The 20,610-nt window shown below is 59.9% G+C and carries 22 protein-coding genes; 7 read left to right on the top strand and 15 right to left on the bottom strand.

Annotated elements, in window-relative coordinates:
• Nucleotides 1-249 precede the first annotated feature (249 nt).
• From FEF26_RS11320 to FEF26_RS11295, 6 genes are all read right to left on the bottom strand, one after another.
• Nucleotides 250-1,011, bottom strand: coding sequence for a maleylpyruvate isomerase family mycothiol-dependent enzyme (locus tag FEF26_RS11320; RefSeq protein ID WP_138253643.1), 762 nt, complete (start codon nt 1,009-1,011; stop codon nt 250-252).
• A 39-nt stretch (nt 1,012-1,050) separates the two neighbouring features.
• Nucleotides 1,051-1,644 (bottom strand): TetR/AcrR family transcriptional regulator, encoded by a 594-nt coding sequence (locus FEF26_RS11315; protein WP_138253642.1) that lies wholly within the window; start codon nt 1,642-1,644, stop codon nt 1,051-1,053.
• Nucleotides 1,645-1,820: 176 nt separating this feature from the next.
• Nucleotides 1,821-2,039, bottom strand: coding sequence for a hypothetical protein (locus tag FEF26_RS11310; protein ID WP_138253641.1), 219 nt, complete (start codon nt 2,037-2,039; stop codon nt 1,821-1,823).
• A gap of 88 nt (nt 2,040-2,127) precedes the next feature.
• The gene (locus FEF26_RS11305; protein WP_138253640.1) at nt 2,128-3,567 is read right to left on the bottom strand and encodes a phytoene desaturase family protein; all 1,440 of its coding nucleotides are present in this window, start codon (nt 3,565-3,567) and stop codon (nt 2,128-2,130) included.
• Nucleotides 3,564-4,373, bottom strand: coding sequence for a UbiA family prenyltransferase (locus FEF26_RS11300; protein WP_243730546.1), 810 nt, complete (start codon nt 4,371-4,373; stop codon nt 3,564-3,566). The genes FEF26_RS11305 and FEF26_RS11300 overlap by 4 nt, the downstream gene beginning before the upstream one ends.
• Nucleotides 4,374-4,711: 338 nt before the next feature.
• Nucleotides 4,712-5,149, bottom strand: coding sequence for a hypothetical protein (locus tag FEF26_RS11295; protein ID WP_138253639.1), 438 nt, complete (start codon nt 5,147-5,149; stop codon nt 4,712-4,714).
• Nucleotides 5,150-5,424: 275 nt separating this feature from the next.
• Here FEF26_RS11295 and FEF26_RS11290 point away from each other — a divergent pair, with 275 nt between their 5' ends.
• The gene (locus tag FEF26_RS11290; protein ID WP_138253638.1) at nt 5,425-5,751 is read left to right on the top strand and encodes a DUF4333 domain-containing protein; all 327 of its coding nucleotides are present in this window, start codon (nt 5,425-5,427) and stop codon (nt 5,749-5,751) included.
• 32 nt (nt 5,752-5,783) lie between these two features.
• On the opposite strand, the gene FEF26_RS11285 is transcribed toward FEF26_RS11290, so the two are convergent.
• The 4 genes from FEF26_RS11285 to FEF26_RS11270 all read right to left on the bottom strand — a co-directional run bounded on the left by FEF26_RS11285 (nt 5,784) and on the right by FEF26_RS11270 (nt 11,178).
• The gene (locus FEF26_RS11285; protein WP_138253637.1) at nt 5,784-6,836 is read right to left on the bottom strand and encodes a S66 family peptidase; all 1,053 of its coding nucleotides are present in this window, start codon (nt 6,834-6,836) and stop codon (nt 5,784-5,786) included.
• 157 nt (nt 6,837-6,993) lie between these two features.
• The gene (glpK, locus tag FEF26_RS11280) at nt 6,994-8,511 is read right to left on the bottom strand and encodes a glycerol kinase GlpK (RefSeq protein WP_138253636.1); all 1,518 of its coding nucleotides are present in this window, start codon (nt 8,509-8,511) and stop codon (nt 6,994-6,996) included.
• A gap of 83 nt (nt 8,512-8,594) precedes the next feature.
• On the bottom strand, nt 8,595-9,341 hold the full coding sequence (locus tag FEF26_RS11275) for an MIP/aquaporin family protein (RefSeq protein ID WP_138253635.1): 747 nt from the start codon (nt 9,339-9,341) through the stop codon (nt 8,595-8,597).
• 85 nt (nt 9,342-9,426) lie between these two features.
• Nucleotides 9,427-11,178: a glycerol-3-phosphate dehydrogenase/oxidase gene (locus FEF26_RS11270; RefSeq protein WP_424991739.1), complete on the bottom strand. Its 1,752-nt coding sequence runs from the start codon at nt 11,176-11,178 to the stop codon at nt 9,427-9,429.
• A gap of 240 nt (nt 11,179-11,418) precedes the next feature.
• Here FEF26_RS11270 and FEF26_RS11265 point away from each other — a divergent pair, with 240 nt between their 5' ends.
• Nucleotides 11,419-12,345 carry a sugar-binding transcriptional regulator gene (locus tag FEF26_RS11265; RefSeq protein ID WP_243730547.1) on the top strand — a complete coding sequence of 309 codons (927 nt, stop codon included), beginning with the start codon at nt 11,419-11,421 and terminating at the stop codon, nt 12,343-12,345.
• On the opposite strand, the gene FEF26_RS11260 is transcribed toward FEF26_RS11265, so the two are convergent.
• Together FEF26_RS11260 and FEF26_RS11255 are read right to left on the bottom strand one after the other, a co-directional pair.
• Nucleotides 12,298-12,894: a VOC family protein gene (locus FEF26_RS11260; RefSeq protein ID WP_166433008.1), complete on the bottom strand. Its 597-nt coding sequence runs from the start codon at nt 12,892-12,894 to the stop codon at nt 12,298-12,300. The two genes, FEF26_RS11265 and FEF26_RS11260, sit on opposite strands and share 48 nt — an antisense overlap.
• The gene (locus tag FEF26_RS11255; RefSeq protein ID WP_138253633.1) at nt 12,833-13,270 is read right to left on the bottom strand and encodes a MerR family transcriptional regulator; all 438 of its coding nucleotides are present in this window, start codon (nt 13,268-13,270) and stop codon (nt 12,833-12,835) included. The genes FEF26_RS11260 and FEF26_RS11255 overlap by 62 nt, the downstream gene beginning before the upstream one ends.
• A gap of 266 nt (nt 13,271-13,536) precedes the next feature.
• Between FEF26_RS11255 and FEF26_RS11250 the strand changes: the two genes are divergently transcribed.
• On the top strand, nt 13,537-14,886 hold the full coding sequence (locus FEF26_RS11250) for a proline-rich domain-containing protein (protein ID WP_138253632.1): 1,350 nt from the start codon (nt 13,537-13,539) through the stop codon (nt 14,884-14,886).
• Nucleotides 14,887-14,889: 3 nt separating this feature from the next.
• On the opposite strand, the gene FEF26_RS11245 is transcribed toward FEF26_RS11250, so the two are convergent.
• Nucleotides 14,890-16,587: an alpha-keto acid decarboxylase family protein gene (locus tag FEF26_RS11245; RefSeq protein ID WP_243730545.1), complete on the bottom strand. Its 1,698-nt coding sequence runs from the start codon at nt 16,585-16,587 to the stop codon at nt 14,890-14,892.
• A 303-nt stretch (nt 16,588-16,890) separates the two neighbouring features.
• Here FEF26_RS11245 and FEF26_RS15760 point away from each other — a divergent pair, with 303 nt between their 5' ends.
• From FEF26_RS15760 to FEF26_RS11230, 4 genes are all read left to right on the top strand, one after another.
• Nucleotides 16,891-17,046, top strand: a complete 156-nt coding sequence (locus FEF26_RS15760) for a DUF6131 family protein (RefSeq protein WP_166433007.1) — start codon at nt 16,891-16,893, stop codon at nt 17,044-17,046.
• A 247-nt stretch (nt 17,047-17,293) separates the two neighbouring features.
• Complete coding sequence (locus tag FEF26_RS11240; protein WP_138253648.1) at nt 17,294-18,355, top strand: YeeE/YedE family protein; 1,062 nt, start codon at nt 17,294-17,296, stop codon at nt 18,353-18,355.
• Between the two features lie 22 nt (nt 18,356-18,377).
• The gene (locus FEF26_RS11235; RefSeq protein ID WP_138253631.1) at nt 18,378-18,605 is read left to right on the top strand and encodes a sulfurtransferase TusA family protein; all 228 of its coding nucleotides are present in this window, start codon (nt 18,378-18,380) and stop codon (nt 18,603-18,605) included.
• An 86-nt stretch (nt 18,606-18,691) separates the two neighbouring features.
• Complete coding sequence (locus tag FEF26_RS11230; RefSeq protein ID WP_166433006.1) at nt 18,692-19,318, top strand: VOC family protein; 627 nt, start codon at nt 18,692-18,694, stop codon at nt 19,316-19,318.
• A 31-nt stretch (nt 19,319-19,349) separates the two neighbouring features.
• Here the strand turns inward: FEF26_RS11230 and FEF26_RS11225 are convergent, their stop codons facing one another.
• A complete protein-coding gene (locus FEF26_RS11225; protein ID WP_138253629.1) occupies nt 19,350-19,964 on the bottom strand; it encodes an alkylhydroperoxidase domain protein in 615 nt (204 codons plus the stop codon).
• Nucleotides 19,964-20,608 carry a CMD domain protein gene (locus tag FEF26_RS11220; protein ID WP_138253628.1) on the bottom strand — a complete coding sequence of 215 codons (645 nt, stop codon included), beginning with the start codon at nt 20,606-20,608 and terminating at the stop codon, nt 19,964-19,966. Before FEF26_RS11220 ends, FEF26_RS11225 begins: the two co-directional genes overlap by 1 nt.
• Nucleotides 20,609-20,610: the final 2 nt, after the last annotated feature.

Here is a 20,610-nt window from a genome sequence, read left to right as displayed (position 1 = left end):
CCTGGCTGACCAACGAAAGCCTCGAAGAACAACAGGGCCAGCTACACCACTACACGGGACTTGACCGAGAGCGCATTCAGTACGGCCTTTAAACGCATGGTGGGAGAGTCTCCTCTTCGGTATCAACACCGCGTACATTCCAACGAAATCGCTCCCGATTGAGTGAAAACTCTTCCCTTCCACAGACGCTAGACCCCCTTCAGCGTCACCTAGACACACCCCCTCCTCCTCGCCCCGGGTCCTGTGGGCTTAGAACGGAACTTGGGTCGCCAGTAGTCCCGCTGCTGGTGCGCGCCCGCTGATCGCGCGGCAGAACTCGAACGGGTCCATGGCAATACGGTCACCGTCCCCAGCCTGCCAATGCCCGCCTGCGGGTCCACTGAGCTCGAGTGAGTACGGCTCGCCGTGGCGCTGCGCCCACTCCTTTACCACGTCGTCGACGATGGCCACTTCATGCTCTGCGGAGACAGCCATCGACAATCCCGTAGCGCGGGAGATGTCGATGCGATGCATGAAGGGATCACGGGTGAGGATCACGTCAAAGAGGTAGCCGAAGGTCCACAGACCGTCAGTCTCTTCCTGCATCGTTCGGTTCCGCAAAACTGCCGGTGACCGACGCCTGTTCCTCATCGCCCTGGGGCTCAGTCTCCTGAATTCGCTCACGAGTTCGTCGGGAGTAAGGGTGAGATTCTTCTCTACCTGCCAAGCTGTGAGCGCATCGATCTGAAGTCCCCCAGTGCGCTTGGCTCTTCGGCCGGCGGCCAATTGCTGACGCATCAGTTCGGGAACCGTCGCGACCATCTGAACCATGCCCAGCATGTGACCGGCCATCGCGCGCACATCCCATGCGGGGCAGTCGGTCCTGGCCGCCCACTGCTCAGGAGTCAGACGCCCTAAAAGATCAGCGACTCGTGCATACTCGGTGGCGGCCAGCCGCATCGCGGAATCGCGGTCAAGCTGAGGACGGCGTGCATTCTTTCTGGCAGTGAGCGTTTCTGATGTGGTGCTCATGACTGCTCCTTAGTGCTAGATATGGGGTGGGTGAGAGCTCTAGGGCAGACCGAGGTGGTCGGCGAACATATCTACAGCAGGGTCAAGTAGGCGGGCCCACCGGTCGCCTCCGGGATCATTGGCGTGCTGGCTATCGACCAAGCCCCCTATGAGAGCGGTGAAAAGATCCAGCTCCTCGGGGGCGGTGATGCCGTGTCTGTGAAAAATCTCTCGAACAAGATCGAGTGCGGCAACCGCCGGCGCGTAGTTCTCCTCGCTCGGATCAAAACCGGGAATCGTCCGAAGGTTCATCAGTTGATGACGAGCAAGATCTCTGACCGCGAAGTCGAAGAAGGTGCGAGCCGCGAACCGAACCGCCTCACGCGCACCAGGGGGTACCTGCTCCTTGACTGACTCGAAGTGCGCGAGGCACTCACTCCAGGCTTGGCCGAACATCGCATCGTAGATAGCGTTCTTCGAGTCGAAGTGCGAGTAGAGCGAAGGGGCACGCATGCCCACCCGTTCTGCGACCCCTCGCAGGGTGATCTGCGCCAGTCCTACCTCACCCGTCATGTCCCACGCCGCATCAATGATCTCTGCCCGAGTTGCCTCACGGCGTTCGGCCTGCCTATCACGTTTAGTTTCACCTAACATAGTTAGAATTACAGCACTGCGGCAATCAGCTTGTCTAGGCTCGCCGGCCCAATCGCAGCAGAAGAGTCATTTACCCCGAAATAGCCGATGACAAGGGCGCACCGGCACCAACGCCGACACTGGTCCCACCGGCGTGGACCGTGATTGTAGCGAGTTGGAACCTGCCAGATATCGCTCTAGGTGCCGGCTTGTGAGGCGGCGCCACGCTTGTCGCGTCGAAGGTAACTTGCACACAGGGTGAGCACCAGTGACACCGCAACCCCACTGACCACCAATGAGGTGTCCAGTGAACGCTGCCACCAACCGAGTAGTTCTCCCACCGCGGAGACGGTGATAGTAAGCGCCAACAGAGTGGCAGCCCCGAACAGTACATGTGACAGGGAATGAGCGCTCATGATTGCTCCTTGATCAGCGAGGCGAGCAAATGACGGGCCCAACGTGAGGCTTCCGTATAGAAATGCCGCGACTGTTCCACCACGGTAGTTAGCTATGGCCACTAGGGTCGGAGGGCAATGCGCGAAGCAATCCGTTCATCGCAATCATGGCCCCGCCCATTACTGCCGGCAATCCTCCGCCCGGATGGACCGAGGCTCCCACCCGCCACAGCCATGGCCGCCTCAGGCTGTGGTGAGCTGGACGGTGCAGCGGTCCGCTCATCAGCAAAGGGCGGATCGGCCCATACAGGGCACCCCCGGAAGAGCCTGCGCGACTGAAATAGTGCGGATCCAGGATGGCGGTCTCATCGATATACGAGTCAAAACTTCCGGGCAGCCCTACTGTGTTCCACACGCGGCGAAGCTCTCGGTCGACAAAGGCACTCTGGAGGCCGTAGCTGTGCCCATTGGAGGGTGCTGTCAGCAGAACAGCGAGGGTGTCGGCGTCGTTGGTTCCTGAGTCCGATGCTGGATAGTAGTTGAGAAACGCCATGGTCTGGTTCGGTTCGCGTTGCGCCTCCAGGCTTGCATAGAGCTCCTTTGGATCATCGGGCAGCACAACACTGTGCCGCGACATATCCGCCGGAAGGGGGCGCTTGAGCGCAGCGTACACAGCGACCGCTGAGCAGGACAGCTTCCGCGGGGGCCGAGGTTTGCGCCCGCGAATGAGCCCTTCGAGGCGGTGATCGTCTATACCGCTGACCACGGCGTCGGCCCGGTATACATTCTGTGCGGTGCTGACTTTTCCCTTCTCCAGGCCAAGAACGGGCTCATCGGTGCGAATATCGACGCCTGCCGCTCGCGCAAGCCGCTCGAGGGCCCGCACCAGTTCGTAGATGCCACCCCGGGGTACCCACACCCCGTCTTTGGCCATCACCGCAGGCATACTGGCATACAACGCCGGGGTGCGGGAGGGGCCCACACCTGCGTTGAGTGTGTGGATAGCGATCACCTCGCGCAGCCCATCGGGCAGCCAGGTGAGACTGTCGAGGTAGCTGCGGGTCGTGAGCCGGTGCCCGTAAAGGCGCCCCAAGCGAGCCAGGGAGGGGTGCGCATCGCGTGCCAAGACTGCTGTGGTCAGGAGCCGGGTCACATCTGGCCCGATTGGTGCGTGCAGCGCAGCGAAACGCTCCCACGCCGGGTGCCACGGGTGTCCCGGCGGAACAGGTAGTGAACAGGCTTCACCGCGGAAGTAATACTGCCCGACTTCCGGAAGCTGCTCTAGATCCAGGCCTGCCATCTCTTCGGCCGCTGAGGGTGGACCCTGACTGGAATCATCCAGTCGGCGCAGCAGCTCCTGCCAGACGGCCGGAAATGTGAACAGCGAGGGGCCGGTGTCGATGACTTGACCACCAACGTCGATTCGGTGGCTCTTACCCCCCAGCGTCGAGGTCGCCTCCAGAAGCGTGACGGCGTGTCCTTCCCAGGCTGCTAGCACTGCCGCCGTCAGGCCCGCCACTCCGCCGCCAACCACCACCACACGGCTCATGGGTACCACCCCAGCAGCAGCGCCGCAGCAAGTTGAATGCCGGCCACAGCTCCGGCGACATAGGGAAAGGCAATGGAGTAACGGTACAAACCATGGGCGGTGGTGATGAGGGGGGAACGGAACAGCACGTAGAGCAATCCTCCGCTAATCAGCGCGTTGGCAAGAGCAACCGGGACATTGAGCAGTGCAAAGCCGATGGTAGCCAACGTCCACCAGAGCCCACTCCAGAGCACCACCCCGCGAACACCCAGACGCACCGCCGTAGTGGGTATTCCGGCCGCCTTGTCTTCCTCGATGTCCTGCACTGCGTCGAAAGTGTGCTTGGCCGCGCTCCATGCCATAAGCGCAAGAGCAGCGGCCCAGACCGGACCGGTACCCAGGGCCAGCGGAACAAAGACCATCGGCAGGGCATAGGCGGCGTTGCTGAGCGAATCCAGGTAGGGGCGCGCCTTGAACCGCAGCGGCGGCGCCGAATAGAAAATGAACACCACTAGGTAGAGCCCTATCCACAGCAGTGCACCACCGGGAAGCGCCCATACGAAGTAGGCCAGAAACGGAATATTGGTCACCAGAACGCCGGCCCAGATTGAAAAAACCTCACCAGAGCGAATCCTGGCACCTTCAAGAGACCCCTTACGCGGATTGAGCGCGTCGGTCTCTTGGTCGAAGATGTCATTGACACCGTAAATGAGAAGGTTGAACGGCAGCGTCAGCCATAAGAGCAACGCGAATGCATCCCAATGCCACAAGTGACCGGCCAGCCACATTCCCAGAACGGCGGGACCGATGGTATTGATCCACAGCACCGGCCGTGAAATGTGGACCAATCGTTGGAGGACAGGTCCAGCTCCCGAATGAGATTTGACGGTGGAGCCCCTTCTGCCTCGTAAAACTGTTGTTCCTGGATGACCTATTCGGCTGTTTTCCCGGGTGGCCTGACTCTGCGGTGGCCAGTCGTTGCCGCCGGAGGGACCCAAGGTCACAATGCTACGGGAGATACCGACACGGCTAATATCAGTGAGCCTTAGCTCTCATCGCAGGTGTCCTTTGGTTCATTTCGGTCGGAATCGGCAGTACCGGTCCGCGATCTTGAGCACCAAGCGACGCTCAAATGGGCTGGCTTCTGAGCCCTCACGACTCAGCGTTACCCGAAGTCCGGGAGGTCCTGCTCGTTTCGTTGTCCGCCGAAGGTCTCATGAAGTTCGTCTAGCAGGTCGCCGTTAATAGACATCACGTGCCAATTCGCTCCACGTAGGTGCTCGATCGTTCCCTGCTCCTCCATTTCCCTCACCAATGGGTCGGTCTCACTAGATTCATCATCGGCGTCGTAGCCTTCCTCCCACACCGTCAGTGAGTGGCCCTCTACGCACAGAACCTGCTCGGCCACTTCATTCGTGCCAGTCTCGTATGTCGTGCTGTCCATGGCGTTACATTCGAGACCTTCAGATTGCATCGAAGACGTGAGCTCGTCGACACTGTCGAACGTTGTCTCACTGGCGTCTTCACCGCAGGAGGCGACGACAAGCAAGGCCGGAACCAGAAAGAAGAGGCCTTTAGCGGAGTTCAATGACTTTCTATTCATCCGTTCACCTTGCCATATGGCAGTGCAGGCGCGGCTCTGTCGAAGGAACGAAGCCAGGAGGGGCATCGTCCATAGTTATGTGATCACCGAGTAATTGGGCCAAAGCTGAAGAAAGTCCCCACGAAGGGCAACTCTCTGAAACGCCCTTGATTCTTCGGCCAGTTCGACCTGCCCAAGGCATTGATCAGCTTCAGCAGCCCAGCTTCATCGGTAGATCAGGGCTAATATGACTTGGACAGCATCTTCATAGCCATCGCAAGGGGAGAACAAAAGGTATGCGCAACAAATTGATTGTATTTGCTGGCATGGGGGCAGTTGCCACGCTCACTCTCACCGGTTGTGGGGAATATCTGGCGGCTGCTGATGTCGAAGCCAGTATTGAGCAGGACCTCACCGAGGAATACTCCGAAGACGAGTTCGACGTTGAGTGCGATGGCGACATCGATGCTGAAGTCGGCGAACAAATGACTTGTGAGCTCGAATGGGAAGACGATATGACCGAAACGGTCGAGGTCACCATTTTGGAAGTAGACGAAGACACAAGTGAAGTCGAGTTCGGCTTTGAAGTCACCCATGTGGATGGCGAACCTATCACCGAGTAACGGGAGCGGTTTCTCGGATTCGCGCGTTGGCCTCAGGTGAAGTCCGCGGTGACGGTGTGGGACAGAGCATTTAGCCGGACTACACCGCCGTGCGGGACGATCCACTGAGGCCGAGTGTGACCGAACGGGACTCCGACGCACACAACGGTATCGGGGTTGTATCGCGCAACCTGCTCAATCACCGCATCTCGCTGAGCGGCACGCAGCCGTGCTCGCTCCTCATCCCCCGGAGCAGGAGAACTCAACTCACTGACCGGCGGCCTGGCTACAAGCACCCCAGCCACCGCCTCAAGAACGCCCCTCTCCCCGAGAGCACGCACCCAGCGCTTAACCTCATCGGCAGACGGAAGCTCCTCACTCGTCTCAAGCAACAGAATCGCGCCAGCGAGGGCCTCAGGGGGCGGCATCCGGCCTGCCATCGCAATCTGATCGATCACTTCGAGGCAACCGCCCCATGTGCTTCCCTCGACCACGGCATCAGGACCAGCCCAAGACCACGGCTCAGTCTGCTCACGCTGACCAAACTCGCTCAGAGCGCGAGAATCCGTCCACGGCAGACCTACATCCTGGGACTCCCCCGGGTCGTGAAGCTCGACCACGCCCCCGTCTAGCAGGGCAGTGCGCAACGAGACTCTGTGCACCTCATCCAGGTGGGGCCCCGGGCCAAGATGCACCTGCGTCGACCCACCGTAGTAACTGGGCACCCCGAGGCTCCACAGCAGGTTGTGCAGATTCGTATTATCGCTGTATCCAAGAAATGGTTTGGGATTGGCGGCAAGCACACTGGCATCAACATGCGGAATCACCGTAATCTGATCATTACCGCCGATCGTTGCGAGAACCGCCTTGATGGCCGGATCCCCGAACGCCGCCGTGAGATCCGCAGCACGAGCCTCCGCACTGGCACCCAGCTGGCGGGTTGTCGGGAACTCAACGGGGACGAGCCCGGTCACTTCAGTCAGCCGCCGCATCGCCTGATCGTGTACAGCCTCTGACACCGCAGGTGCCGCAAAAGCAGGTGAGAGAACAGCTACGCGGTCGCCTGGTCTCGCCTTAGGGACGCTACTAAACGCCGGAACAGTCATCGTCCGATTACACCAGATCGCCAAGTCCCGCTCTGCCCGCAGGTAGTGTACTGCTCACCAGCGCCGAGCTCGGGGGCAAGTCCACATCGCACATTTGGGGTTGCGGTGGGATCATCGCTGCCGATCACCGCAACCCCAAAGTCCACCAGGGCGTTGACTACGCTTCGACGTCGCTGTCGACCCAATCGAATGTGCGCGTGACGGCCTTCTTCCACAGCCGGAGTTGCCGTTCTCTTTCAGGGGCATCCATTTGCGGCTCCCACCTCTTGTCTTCAGCCCAGTTCTCAGTCACCGAGTCAGTGGTGTCCCAGAACCCAACCGCGAGCCCTGCTGCGTATGCCGCACCCAGGGCCGTAGTCTCTACGACTTTGGGCCTGATCACAGGAATGCCCAGAATGTCGGCCTGGAACTGCATGAGCGCGTCATTGACGACCATGCCTCCGTCCACACGCAGATCTTCCATATCAACACCGGCATCAGCGTTTGCCGCATCGAGGACCTCGCGAGTCTGGAACGCAGTAGCTTCCAGAGCGGCCCTGCCGATGTGACCCTTATTGACGTATCGGGTGAGTCCGACGATTACTCCCCGGGCGTCCCCTTTCCAGTACGGAGCGAAGAGCCCTGAGAACGCAGGAACAATGAAGACCCCACCATTGTCGTCAACCGTCTTGGCAAGCTCTTCGACCTCTGGGGCGGTTTTGATGAGTCCCAGATTGTCGCGCAGCCACTGGATGAGCGACCCGGTCACTGCGATCGCTCCTTCGAGGGCATACACCGGCTTCGCATCACCGAGTTTGTAGCACACGGTGGTCAGGAGCCCGTTCTTGGAATGGACTACTTCTTCACCCGTGTTGATGATAAGGAAGTTCCCCGTGCCGTACGTGTTCTTGGCCCCGCCCTTTTCGAAGGCTGCTTGGCCGAACGTTGCCGCTTGCTGGTCACCGAGAATGCCGGCAACAGGTACCTCACGGAGTAGTTGGCGGCCATGCACTTTCCCGTACACCTCTGAAGAGGACTTGATCTCGGGAAGCATCGACTTGGGGACCCCGAAGATTTCGAGTATTTCGTCGTCCCACTGCAGCGTTTCCAGATCCATGAACAGTGTGCGTGAGGCGTTGGTGACGTCTGTAATGTGCACGCCGCCTTCTGTTCCACCCGTCAGGTTCCAGACGAGCCAGCTGTCAGTGGTGCCGAACAAGAGGTCTCCGGCTTCAGCGCGCTCCCGAACCCCCTCAACGTTATCCAGGATCCATTTGATTTTGGTACCGGAAAAATAGGTCGCCAGGGGAAGCCCGACGCGGCGCTTGAATCTTTCTGGCCCCTCTGTACCTGACAACTCATCCACGATCGATTGGGTGCGCGTATCTTGCCAGACGATGGCGTTGTAGACGGGCTGTCCGGTGCTCTTGTCCCAGATCACTGTTGTTTCGCGCTGGTTGGTGATTCCCACCGAAGCGATCTCGTGGCGAGTCAGGTTCGCGCTTGAGAGTGCTGACCCGATGACCTCACGAGTATTGGCCCAAATCTCAATGGGGTCATGCTCTACCCAGCCGGCGTGAGGAAAGATCTGCTTGTGCTCCTTCTGCCCACTGGAAACGATTTGGCCTTCGTGATCGAACACGATCGCCCGAGTGCTCGTTGTACCTTGGTCAATCGAAATGATGTAGTTCGACATAAATATGCTCCTTTGAATGGTATGTCGTGTGATGTAGGACATCACGGGGGTTCGTGTAACTCAACCTTGGGCGGCCGCCTGCATCACCCGCCGGCTGACGCTGAGAGGATGGGCGCGAGGAGTCCGGCGATGGATCCTCCGATGACAGGACCAATGATGGGTACCCATGAGTATCCCCAGTCGCTTGTGCCTTTTCCTTTGATGGGCAGCAGTGCGTGCGCTATACGTGGGCCGAGGTCACGGGCTGGGTTGATGGCGTAGCCGGTCGGCCCACCCAGTGATGCGCCGATGCCGACGACGAGCAGGGCCACGGCGAGCGGCCCTAGCCCACTGGGAGTGTTGTCGAACATGAGGACCACAAAAACAAGCACGAATGTGGCGATGATTTCGGTGACCATGTTCCAGCCCTTTGACCGGATCGCAGGCCCGGTGGCAAAGACACCCAGTTTTGCGGCCGGATCTGGCTCTTCGTCGAAGTGGCGCTTATAGGACAACCAGGCGAGGGTTGCCCCGATAACTGCTCCCACCATTTGCCCGGCGAAGTAAATCAGGGTGGTCGCTAAGGTGATACTCGCTCCCGGGGCGTACTCTGCGGAGTCGGGGTTGACCAGTATGCCCACGGTGACGGCGGGGTTGATATGAGCACCTGAGGCGAAGGCCACGTAGACCCCGGCGAAGACGGCAAGGCCCCAACCGAAGTTGACCATGAGGAAGCCGCCGTTGTTACCTTTGGTCTTTCCCAGCGCTGCGTTGGCGACGACGCCGCAACCGAGAAGTATAAGCATCGCGGTTCCGAACATCTCGGAAAGAAATATTTCAATTAAAGTCATATGTATTCCATTCTCATCAAAGTTCAAGAGGGATACGGTGTGTTGTGGTCGTGAGTGCCTCCCGGAGTGGGTTGAGAGATGCGCCTCAGAGACGCACGTGGTGCCGCTGGCTTAGGACGTCTCGAGTGGTGTTGAGCTGAGCCTTTTTGAACGAATCACTCCACTGCAGATATGTGGCCATCACAGCGGCGAGCTCTTCCAGCACCGCAAGAGTCACCTCTCCTGTGAAGGTCAGGTCGGTTCGGCGCTGGAGGATATCCGCGAGGTGCAAGGCCTGCTCGTGCTCGATCATGTACTTCACCTCGGCAGTGCTGAGTTCTGGTGTTGAGGTGAACAGCTGATCGTTGTGGCGTTGGAGGTAGGAAAGGACTTCTGGGGCGCGTGTGCCATATCTTTCGAACAGCAGGGTGGCCCTGCTCGGGCTGATTCCTCCGGAGAGGTGCTGCTCAACCCATGTTGTTTCGGCACCATTGGCCGTCGGGTAGTTCCAGCCTCCCCCAATGGGCAGGCCCTGCGTGTTGGCCTTTCGGCTCACCTTCACCATGGGAAGGACTTCGTCGGCAATCTGCGCTCCTAGAGCACGGAACGTTGTCCATTTGCCGCCGATGACGCTGATGATGGCCTGCGTACCTTCTGGAGTTTTTTCAACGTTGCGCTCTAGCCTGTAGTCCCGGGAGATAAGCCCTGGCTCGAGGTTCTCTTGGCTCGGCAAGGGACGTACGCCTGAGAATGAGTAGACGATCATGCTGCGATCCACGGTGATGGCAGGAAAAACATGCGAGATCAGGTCAAAGAAGTAGTCGATCTCCTCTTCGGTGCAGACAGCTTCCCCTACGGGATCTTCTTCTGACGTCGCAATGTCAGTTGTGCCAACCAACACCCGCTCACCGATGGGGTAGATCAGAACGATCCGCCCATCCGTGTGTTCGAAGAAGACTTCCCTGCCTGCGCATGCCTTGAGCAAAGTGGGATCGTCCAGGACAATGTGGGAGCCCTTTGTGCCTCCCATGTACGCCGTCGGCAGCCCGGAGGCGGCGTTCGTTTCATCGACCCAAGCGCCGGTAACGTTCACTACGACCTCTGCGTCGAATGGAATGTCTTCACCTGTGATCTCGTCTCGGAGAAAGATGCCTTCAGGCCCCATGGAATGCACACTTAAGTAGTTCGACGCTCGGGCTGAAGGGTTCGCCTCCAGCCCGCTCGAGAGCACATCAAGTGTGAGTCTCTCTGGGTTGTGCACTGAAGCATCAAAATACGTTGCAGCGTAGCGGATCCCTGGGTGCAGCATGGGCATCTCCCGCAGGGCAGTCGTCCTGCCAACAAACCTGTGACGTGGAACCGAACCTCGTCTGCGAGAAAACGCATCATAGACCGTGAGGCCCACTTTGATGAGGGCGGCGCCACGTTCTGTGCGCTTGGCTTTCCGGCGCTTAAAGAACCCCAGTGCCCCAGAGACGACGCCTGAGAATGTGGTGAAGATCGGAATCGTCGTTTCGAGTGGCTTGACGTAGTGCGGCGCAGTCTTGAGCAGGTCGTTCCGCTCATCCACCGATTCCGAAACGAGTCGAAACTCGCCGTTCTCCAGGTACCGGATCCCCCCATGAATCATGTGCGAGGAAGCACCACTTGCTCCGCTGCAGAAGTCGTTGCGTTCAACCAGCGCAACGTCCACGCCCTGAAGAGCCAAGTCGCGAAAGACGGACACGCCATTGATCCCACCGCCGATCACAAGGACCTGCGCAGAGGGCCGCGACGCCAGCGATTCCACCGAAGCTCTCGTCTTATACGAATTAGATTTATCGCCTGAATCCGAATTGCTTGAATCTGTTATACTCAAGAATATTGTCCTTACAAGAAGCCTTTGTGTGTATATTATTTTACTAGTAAACCATTGTGAGGACACTCACATTCGACAGTCAATGGACATGCACGTATGTGCAGAAAGGAGCAGCTGATGCCTGAGCAGTCATCTACCAAGAATCACGGCAAAAAGCCTGGTCAACGACGAGGGGCCGCTTTTGTTGACGATGATGACGGTGTGGACTCACGGGCTCGTCAGGCCTATCGAACCGCACAGATGTACTACCTCCAAGACATGACCATGGGAGCAATCGCACGCGATTTGGGGACCTCTCGATCGACTGTCTCCAGGCTGCTGTCATTGGCTCGCGAGACTGGTCTCATCCAACTGCAGCTCACCGATCCGCACGAGCAAGCACCTCGACTCGAGCTGCAGATACAGAAGCACTTTGGTGTGCGCGCACACATCGTTCCAATCTTCGCGACCCTTGACGGAGCAAAGATTCTCGACAGAGTGGCCATGCAGGCTGCACGGACCTTAGGGCCCCTGCTCGATTCAGAGGAAATTATCGGCATCGCGTGGGGCTCCACCGTCAGCGCAGTCAGTCGACATCTAGTCCCGAAGAAGATCCACGACGGAACTGTCGTGCAGTTAAACGGTGCCGGAAACACTCGAACCAGCGGTATCGCTTACGCCAGTGAGATTCTCAGACGCTTTAGCGGCGCATTCAACCTCAGTGTCGAACAATTCCCCGTGCCAGCATTCTTTGACTATCCCTCAACAAAATCGGCAATGTGGAAGGAACGCAGCGTACAACGCATCCTGGACTATCAGGAACGAATGACCACCGCAGTTTTCGGCCTGGGTTCCGTTGGCGCGGAAATCCCGAGCCATGTCTACACCGGCGACTATCTGGATAGAACTGCTCTGAATGGTCTGGAAGAAGACGGAGTCGTCGGCGATGCGGCCACAATTTTCTTCCGTGCCGATGGAAGCGACGCCGGAATCGAAATCAACCAGCGCTCAAGCGGTCCTCCCCTTGACCTACTGCGCTCAACCCCGCGTCGTGTATGCGTCGTCTCAGGTCAGGCCAAAATTCAAGGTCTCCTTGGGGCTCTCAACGCGGGTCTGCCGACGGATATCGTGCTCGATGATTCAACAGCTCGCCTCCTCGTGAGGAAAGCCGGTATCACCGCAAGCTAGCACTCCAAGGCCCCATCGAGACCAGTCATGCTCGTCCTCGTCATGCCAGCCGAATAGTGGGCACGGGGATCGGCTACGCCACGTTAATCTGGCGCGTTGATCGTCAGTCAAGAAGCCGGCTCTGCCCGCACGGTCCTCCAATGATTCGAGTTCTTGGAAGAATGTCACCTGCCATCCTCCGGGGCCCGAAACTCGGGCGTTGAGTGTTTGGAAGGGCGTGTGAACAACGGGGGATAGTTGCTCTGCACCGGACGCGGCAACTGCGTTGACGGCATTCTCCGTGTCGTGGACTTCCAGCGCTATGCGCAATGTGGGGCCGTCGGTGGTGGGGGCTTGTTCGATGGCATCAATGTTGCGGATGTGGGTCGGTGTGGCAAGTTCTATGGTCGCGATTCCTGCGCTCAGAATCGACACGCGATCATCTCCTTCGGTGGCGAATGCCGGTTGTTCCGGCATCCCTAAGACGTCGCGGTAGAACCGGAGGGCTTCATCGAAGTCGTCTGTCTCGATGATCAAACGTAACTGCTGGGGGGATTTCTGTTGGGTCATGTGATCTATCCTCGGACCTGACATGCATGTCAGGTGCAAGTCCCAGGCTGATTCCCAGTTGTTCGAGGGCCACTAATTCGGCTTCGATGGACTGTTTCTCACTCTCTAGTCTGGTTCGCGCAGCAGCCAACGATGACGCCAGGGTCTGCTTGTTTCGGTTCGGTTCAGAGAGTGCCGGCAACAGTTCCTGGATGACTGAACTGCAAAAGCCTGCTCGGAGAAGGTTCTGAATTTTGACGACTCGTGTCTCGTCTGCGGTCGCGTAGACACGATGACCCGCCGAGGTGCGCTGCGGAGAGAGCAGTCCTTTCTCCTCGTAGTAGCGCAGAGACCGAACGCTGACACCGGTCCGCGCCGAAAGTTCACCCACTCTCATGTACCCATTATTCCTCGCTTCTGAATAGATACGTTGGCACCTAGCATCCTGTGGTGTCACCAGCGGTGCATCGAAAGTTCACGAAGCTTGGAAAAGTAGTACTCAGAGTGTTAGATCTACACCAATCAAGTCTCAATGACGGTAGTGTAAGAATCGCGAATCACGGGTGCTATAGATACCGAGTATCGCCAACCGAGCCAGAGGGGCCACGGGGTAAAAAACAAGTCGCCAGTGGGCAGCAGCTGGCCGCAATCAAGGAACGCACAATGACACATCAGCAGCCGGAATCTGGTCGAGGACCCGAAAACAACCGATTCGCACCCCCCGGGGGTCACCCCGGACAAGGTCAGCCGTCATACGGCAGCCATCAGCAGCCGGGACATCCAGGGCCTGAACAGCCAAACTTCGATCACCAGGGCTTCAGTCAACAGGGGCACAATCAGCCCGGATACTCGCAAGGACCCGAGGGTGCTCACTACTCCGGCGGTACCGGTGGGCCGGGTGACCCCATCTACCCGCAGGGCCCTGGCGGCCCCAGTGACGGGGGCAACGGCCAGAATAGGGGGCTCATGTGGGTCCTTATTGCAGCCGGAGTCGTGATCGTAGGTGCCATCGTCGCACTGGTAGTGGTGCTCCTCCTCGGTAGCGGTGACGATGAACGGGCCGATGCCACTGAGTCCACTGAGTCGGATGAGTCCGATAATGAGACGGCCACGGAGCCATCCCCCACTGCTGAGGTTGAGACGCCGCACGACGCTGTGGAATCGTATTTCAACGCACTGGCCGAAGGCGACGCTGAGACCGCTCGCTCCTTCATCTATGACGCAAGTGATGCTACATACCTCACCGACGAGATGCTCGCGGCCTCACTCGAGTTAGCGCCCATCACTGACGTGCAAGTGACCGAAGAGGAACTCACTGACGAGACTGCTTTTTCTCAGGAGGTGCAGGTCAGCTACACCCTCGGAGATTCGCCTGTGACGAAGCGGCTCTACACCTACGAAAACCGCGACACCGATAGCTGGGAGGTCGACGCGGCCGCTGCGCTGCGGGAGCCAGATCTTGGTGACCTGGAGGCAACCATCAACGGTGAACCCTTCTCAGGTTCCGAAGCCACGGTGTTCTTAGGTTTGATGTACGAGCTCGGACTCGATGATGAGAACTTCACCATCGACGGCGACGGCCTGGTGGAAGTCACCGATACCTATGCCAGTGCGAGCATGCTAGAGGTCGGGCTCACAGAGGAAGCCACCGAGACGTGGCGCGATCTGATTGTCAGCGAGGTGGAGGAATGTGTGGCCTCGACAGAGATGGAGGCCGGTTGCGGGTTGGACCTGCCGGAGAATGTCTCTGGTGCCACCGTGGTCGAGGGAAGCGTTTCTCGGTCCTTGCCGGCTGAGACTACCCAAGCGCTGCAGCGGTTGACGCCGAGGCCGAGCTACAGCACCCCGACCTTGGTCGGGGCTGAATACTTCAGCGGCCAGGTTGATGTGACGTATGAAGCTGAAGAAGGCGGTGTGACAAGCCTTTACGAGCTGTACTTCGGCGATCCAGGTACCCTCGGTACCCCCCTCGTAGATATGGCTGCCGACGAGCTAGAAGTCATCTGGGAGTAAGCCTCAGCGCTTCAGCGCGTTCGCCACATCCTCCAGCAGCTGCGGGATGTCATCACGGTCGGTGACCGCCTCGATGAAGGCCAGCTTCTCGCGGTTCCTCATGGCGTCCTTACATGCCTGAAGCAGCTCCGCCTCGGTGGTGACCCGGCGGTAGAGGTAATCCTCCTCTGCAGCGCCGAAAAGCCGCGGTACCAGCTCCCAGCGCCAGGGGGCGATGTCGTTGTAGACCTCATCAGGTCCATGGATAGCGCGTTCAACCGTGTAGCCGTCGTTGTTGACCAGCACCACGACCACGGGCAGCTTCTCCCGGATCATCACTCCCATCTCCTGGATGGTCAGCTGGGCGGAGCCGTCACCAATCAGCAGCACCGGCCGGCGGCTCGGATCGGCAAGTCCGGCACCGATGATCGCAGGCAGGGTATAGCCGATAGAGCCCCACATGGGTTGCCCGATGAAAGTGGACTTCGCGGGGAACCGATGAGAGGCCATTCCGAAGTAGCTGGTCCCCTGGTCCGCGGCGACGATGTTCGCTGACTCCAGCTGTGAGGCCATCACAGACCAGAGCCCGTCCTGGGTCAGCGGACCCTCGGATGGTTCCCGCGGAGCCTCCGCGGCGGGAGCCTCGGCTGCGGGCATGGGAGCGACGTCATCGAGCTCAGTGGCCACCCGGTGAAGGACCGCAAGAGCGTCTTGCAGCGAGATCGGGGTGAAGACCTCGTCCCCGACCCGTGCGCCAAACCGAGAAACGTCGATCATCCGGGCCGGGTCGAGGTCCATGGAGAACCCGGCTGTGGTGTTGTCGGTGTATTCCACCCCGAGGGTGATCAGCGCATCGGCTCCTTCGATGACCTCACGCACCCGGTCCTGGGATGCCGCTCCAGCGTAGATGCCCACGAAGTTGGGATCCGACTCGTCGACAAGGGTCTTGCCCCAGGCCAGGGTGGCGAAGGGAAGTTGGGACTCGCTGAGGAAGGAGGCCAGTTCCTCGGTGGCACCGAGCCGGTGGACCAACAGATCGGCCAGGACGGCGGTGCGCCGCCCGGGCAGGAAGCGGCGCACGGCCTCCTCGAAGGCGGCGACAGCGCGCGGCGTCGTCACTGGAAGGTCAGTGGTCAGCGGTTCCGCAGGCGGGTAGGCGGCGACCTCGGCGACGTCGGCAGCGAGCATGAGGTAACCGGGACGGCGGCGGAAGACGACGTCGCGCAGGACGCGGTCGATCTCCCACGTGGCCGTGGCGGCGTCGAGATCGGCGTGGGCGCAGGTGACCTCTTCGGCCATGCGCAGGAAGTGCTTGAAGTCGCCGTCACCCAGGGAGTGGTGGATCTTGCGGCCTGAGGCTTGAGTCTCCTTCGGTGGAGCGCCGACGATCTGAACCACCGGCACGGACTCAGCAAAGGAGCCGGCGACGGCGTTGATCGCGGAGAGTTCACCGACTCCGTAGGTGGTGAGGAACGCGCCGATGCCACGAATGCGCGCGTAGCCGTCAGCGCTGTAACCGGCGTTGAGCTCATTGGCGGAGCCGACCCAGCGGATGCTGCGGTGGGTCACCACATGGTCCAGGAAGTGGAGGTTGAAGTCTCCGGGGACACCGAACAGCTCGGTCAGGCCAAGCTCGGCCAACCGGTCCAAAAGGTAGTCACCGATCGTGTAGTTCTCGAGGGATTCGCCCGGTGTTGCTTCGGACATTTCTTCTTCGGGCATGGGTCTCGCCTTCATGGTTTTTGGCCGGCTCCAGCGATGCGGGTGGTTCGACTGGGCGGCCAACGGTCTACGGTGCGCCCAGTCTACGTCGGAGCCTCCAGAGCTATGGCAGGAAGACGCGAAGGGCTTTGCGCCCTCACACTCTGCGCAGTCCTGATGAGCTCTGCGCCGTCACCCAGCTTGCCCCGTAGCGTCAGACCAAGTCAGCCCCTACCGGTCGCCACTTCCTCCGCGTGATCTGGGGCGTTAGCCTCAACGTAGGAGGCGCGAATTCCGCGCCGCACGATTGAAGGGAACTACCGCATGATTACGTTGGGCGTCATTCTGCTGATTCTGGGAGCCGTCATCGACATCCCTATTCTCTGGAGCATTGGCATCATCCTGGTTGTGGTCGGTGCCATCCTCTGGATTTTGGGCGCTCTAGGCCGTGCAGTCGGAGGACGGCGCCACTACTGGTAGACAACCACCGGGACCACTGGGCAGCGGCCTGGGCTTCGTTTCGCACTTCCATCTGGAGGCACCGAACGAATCCCGGGCCACTGCCATCTCACTGACTCCACCTGCCAACTCGATACTCATGCTTCTCAAGCGCGGTGTGAGAAATTGACCACACCCTGACATGATCAAGCGCGAGATAAAGACACATGGCGTAGCACTCCGTCACACTATTTGAACATTCTTGGTCCAGGGACTTTTAATGTTCCACATGATCATCTCCGGTCTTCTCTTAGGTACTGTGCTCGGGTTCGTGTTCCAGCGTGGGCGTTTCTGCGTCACCGGCGCTTTCCGGGACCTCTTCACCACAAGGAGCACCCGATGGTTCACTGCCTTCATGGTGATCGTCGCCGTCCAGTCCATCGGAGTCTTCGCGCTGGACGCCGTTGGCGTGATCGAACTTGGCGGCGGGACGTTCCCGTGGCTGGGCACGATCATCGGCGGCTTCATCTTCGGGTTTGCCATCGTTTTGGCCGGGGGCTGCGCCACGGGCACCTACTACCGGGCCGGCGAAGGGCTCGTCGGCTCATGGCTGGCACTAATCTTCTACATCCTGGGCGCCGCAGCCTTCAGGTTCGGTCCGCTGGCCGGCACCACTGACTCCATCCGGTCCATCGAGATCTCCAACGGCAACCTTTACGAGACCATCGGCGTGACCCCCTGGATCCTCGTCATCCTGCTGGTGGCGGCCGTTGCAGTCGCCGCCCTGCGTCACCTCAACCGGGAACGTCAGGTGCACAAAATGAGCCTGCCGGCGACTAAGACTGGCCTCGCGCACGTGCTCACCGAGAGAGCGTGGCACCCGTTCATGACCGCTGTAATCATCGGCGTGATCGCCACGCTCGCCTGGCCGCTGTCCTGGGCCACCGGGCGTGAGTCCGGCCTGGGCATCACCGGCCCATCAGCGAACATCGGCGTGTTCCTCGGCACCGGGGACATGGCACTTGTTGATTGGGGCATGATGCTGGTGCTCGGCTTGCTGATCGGCTCCTTCATCGCCGCCAAAGCTTCAGGTGAGTTCAAGATCCGCGTGCCAGACGCCACCACCACCGTGCGCTCTATCACTGGCGGCGCCATGATGGGTTGGGGTGCAGCCTGGGCCGGTGGCTGCACGATCGGCAATGCGATGGTCAACACTGCGACCTTCGGTTTCCAGGGATGGACCGCACTGCTGTTCATGGTGCTGGGCACCGGTGCGGCAACCAGAATCTTCATCACGAACCACAAACGCCAAGGCGCCGGTCCGAAGCCGGTGCTGAGCACAGTCAGCTGAACTCTCACAAAAGGAAGAACTCATGACAAAGCATCTGCTAGAAACCGATGGTCAGGTCTGCCCGTTCCCGCTGGTGGAAGCCAAACAGGCCATCAACCAGATCGACCTGGGTGACGAACTGATCATCAACTTCGACTGCACCCAGGCCACCGACTCCATACCCCAATGGGCGGCCGAGAACGGCTACCCCGTCACCGAATTCATCAAGCGCGGTGCCGCCGAGTGGAGCATCACGGTTCGAAAGGCCTGAGACACGAAATGCCCCATATGAGCGTGGATACACTGTCCGAGACAGCATGTCGAAGAGCAGCAAACCTTAGACCCGAGGAGTGCCAGATGACGAATACCCCCGCGCTGTTGGACCACGTGGTCGTCGTCACAAACGACCTTGATACCGCCGTAGAACAGATCGCCAAGGCAACCGGGGTCACCCTGGAACCGGGAGGTGTTCACCCCAGCTTCGGGACTCGGAACTATCTGGCCAGCTTCGGCTCCGGAGCTTATCTGGAAGTCATCGGTGTGGACAGGGAGAACACCGGGTACACAGGAACCAGACCGTTTGGGATCGACGACGCCACTGGAACCTTCGCGGCCACATGGGCCATCACTCCGCAGGATATCGAGGCCGCCGTGGTCGCCTCACGCGCCCACGGCGTGGACCCCGGGGAACCGGAGCCCAAATCACGGCGTCGTCCGGACGGGTCGCTTCTGGAATGGAAGCTCACGCACTCCTTCTCCGAACCTTCAGGGGTGGTGCCGTTCATGCTGGACTGGGAGGGAGCGACGACGCCGGCAGAGACCACAACGGCCACACTGAAGCTGGTGCAGCTGACGGCTTCACACCCAGAGCCAGAGACCGTGGTTCCACTGTTGCGCGCCCTGGGAACGGACCTGAACGTCAAACACGGACCGGCCAAGCTTGAGGTGACCTTGGAAGGGCCGGCCGGTCGGATCACTCTCTAGGCAAGACACTGCCTCTTCTACTGAAGCACCTTCAGGCTCTATTCCGCCGCTTAGGGACTGTGGGCTCGCCTAAGCTGAGCATGAGTCGGTTGGCCCAGTTGAAGAATGCTGCTCCGTTGATGGCATCGACAATGCTGGCGTCGTCGAGCCCGGCTTCGCGCAGAGAGGTGATCTCTCCAGCACCAAACTGAGACGGGGTTCGGGTCAGGGCTGCTGAGGCCTGCGCCACCACTTCCCACTCCTCCCCCAGCGGGGCCTCAACGCCCTCATCGAGGAGACGCTGAACATCTTCCCTTCGGCCGGATTCATGGGTAGCGCGCGCCGTGTGCACCGACGCGCAATAGACACAACCGTTGACACGCGAGGCCGCAGAAGCCGCGATCTCCCGGTCTGCCCGGGGCAGGCCGCCAGCTGGGTTAGTGAAGATGTCCACATCGGTCAGCGTCCGGGCGTGCAGCGCCTCCGGGTTGCGCACCAGCAATCGGAAATAATCACTCTTGATCCGGAACTCGTGGATGAGCGCTTCCCGCTGCTCCTCCGTGAGGTCCTCCTCAGTTATCGGCCGTAACCATGGCACCCAACCCAGACCTTCCTGAGTGAAGCCATCTGGCCGGTTCAGCTCTTCATACTCAATGACTGCAGACATCAGCGGGTCTCCTCAGGGGAAGGGTTGTCAGCAAGAGCCAGCAGACCATCAACAACACGGATCTGGAAGGCCAGGAAGGCAATCAACTGGCTCAACGTGACGATCTCATCAGCCGACCACCCTGCGTTCTCCAGACGCTTCAGATGCTCAGGCCGGGCATCTCGCGGATGCAGGCTCAGCAGATGTGCGTGCTCCAGTGCCGCAGCCAACCTCGGGGAGGACCCCGGGACCTCCTTCGCGTCGTAGTGGACCGTCGTCCCCGGTTCAGACTCCCTTGTGTGGCGGGGCTCCCGGTACTCTCCGTAGGGCCCTACGCTCCGCGCCGCGCGGGCCAGCTGCTCAATACTGCGCGCGAAGTGGGAGTCGGTCTCCTCTTCGGTCAGTTCCAGGTAAAAGTCTAGGGCGGCGGATTGACTGGCCTGCAGAGCCACTGTGTAGGCCGCGACCGCGTAGCGTTCGGAGAGCGGGAATGTTCCTGGATCTTGGGGGTCGAGAAGAACCTCGAAGCTCCGTTGGGCGTTCTCACGCGCCTGCGCGCGGCTGCGGCGGATGGTGTCCAGGTCGCTGCCAGGGGTGATCTGGCAGAGAGAGTCGATGATGTCGGCCGAGCCGCTGGTTGTCTGCGCGTGGGTCGTTTCAGTCATAG

It is taken from the genome of Nesterenkonia salmonea, from assembly GCF_005771525.1.
Lineage (GTDB): Bacteria > Actinomycetota > Actinomycetes > Actinomycetales > Micrococcaceae > Nesterenkonia > Nesterenkonia salmonea.
The sequence above is the reverse complement of the archived record's forward strand: the minus strand, read 5'-3'. Positions and strand labels throughout refer to the sequence as shown.

Excerpts from the sequence above, each read along its gene's own strand:
- FEF26_RS11320 (WP_138253643.1), bottom strand. The coding sequence starts at position 1,011 with ATGAGCACCACATCAGAAACGCTCACTGCCAGAAAGAATGCACGCCGT.
- FEF26_RS11315 (WP_138253642.1), bottom strand. The coding sequence starts at position 1,644 with ATGTTAGGTGAAACTAAACGTGATAGGCAGGCCGAACGCCGTGAGGCA.
- FEF26_RS11310 (WP_138253641.1), bottom strand. The coding sequence starts at position 2,039 with ATGAGCGCTCATTCCCTGTCACATGTACTGTTCGGGGCTGCCACTCTG.
- FEF26_RS11305 (WP_138253640.1), bottom strand. The coding sequence starts at position 3,567 with ATGAGCCGTGTGGTGGTGGTTGGCGGCGGAGTGGCGGGCCTGACGGCG.
- FEF26_RS11295 (WP_138253639.1), bottom strand. The coding sequence starts at position 5,149 with ATGAATAGAAAGTCATTGAACTCCGCTAAAGGCCTCTTCTTTCTGGTT.
- FEF26_RS11290 (WP_138253638.1), top strand. The coding sequence starts at position 5,425 with ATGCGCAACAAATTGATTGTATTTGCTGGCATGGGGGCAGTTGCCACG.
- FEF26_RS11285 (WP_138253637.1), bottom strand. The coding sequence starts at position 6,836 with ATGACTGTTCCGGCGTTTAGTAGCGTCCCTAAGGCGAGACCAGGCGAC.
- glpK (WP_138253636.1), bottom strand. The coding sequence starts at position 8,511 with ATGTCGAACTACATCATTTCGATTGACCAAGGTACAACGAGCACTCGG.
- FEF26_RS11275 (WP_138253635.1), bottom strand. The coding sequence starts at position 9,341 with ATGACTTTAATTGAAATATTTCTTTCCGAGATGTTCGGAACCGCGATG.
- FEF26_RS11265 (WP_243730547.1), top strand. The coding sequence starts at position 11,419 with ATGTACTACCTCCAAGACATGACCATGGGAGCAATCGCACGCGATTTG.
- FEF26_RS11260 (WP_166433008.1), bottom strand. The coding sequence starts at position 12,894 with ATGACCCAACAGAAATCCCCCCAGCAGTTACGTTTGATCATCGAGACA.
- FEF26_RS11255 (WP_138253633.1), bottom strand. The coding sequence starts at position 13,270 with ATGAGAGTGGGTGAACTTTCGGCGCGGACCGGTGTCAGCGTTCGGTCT.
- FEF26_RS11250 (WP_138253632.1), top strand. The coding sequence starts at position 13,537 with ATGACACATCAGCAGCCGGAATCTGGTCGAGGACCCGAAAACAACCGA.
- FEF26_RS11245 (WP_243730545.1), bottom strand. The coding sequence starts at position 16,587 with ATGCCCGAAGAAGAAATGTCCGAAGCAACACCGGGCGAATCCCTCGAG.
- FEF26_RS15760 (WP_166433007.1), top strand. The coding sequence starts at position 16,891 with ATGATTACGTTGGGCGTCATTCTGCTGATTCTGGGAGCCGTCATCGAC.
- FEF26_RS11240 (WP_138253648.1), top strand. The coding sequence starts at position 17,294 with ATGATCATCTCCGGTCTTCTCTTAGGTACTGTGCTCGGGTTCGTGTTC.
- FEF26_RS11235 (WP_138253631.1), top strand. The coding sequence starts at position 18,378 with ATGACAAAGCATCTGCTAGAAACCGATGGTCAGGTCTGCCCGTTCCCG.
- FEF26_RS11230 (WP_166433006.1), top strand. The coding sequence starts at position 18,692 with ATGACGAATACCCCCGCGCTGTTGGACCACGTGGTCGTCGTCACAAAC.
- FEF26_RS11225 (WP_138253629.1), bottom strand. The coding sequence starts at position 19,964 with ATGTCTGCAGTCATTGAGTATGAAGAGCTGAACCGGCCAGATGGCTTC.
- FEF26_RS11220 (WP_138253628.1), bottom strand. The coding sequence starts at position 20,608 with ATGACTGAAACGACCCACGCGCAGACAACCAGCGGCTCGGCCGACATC.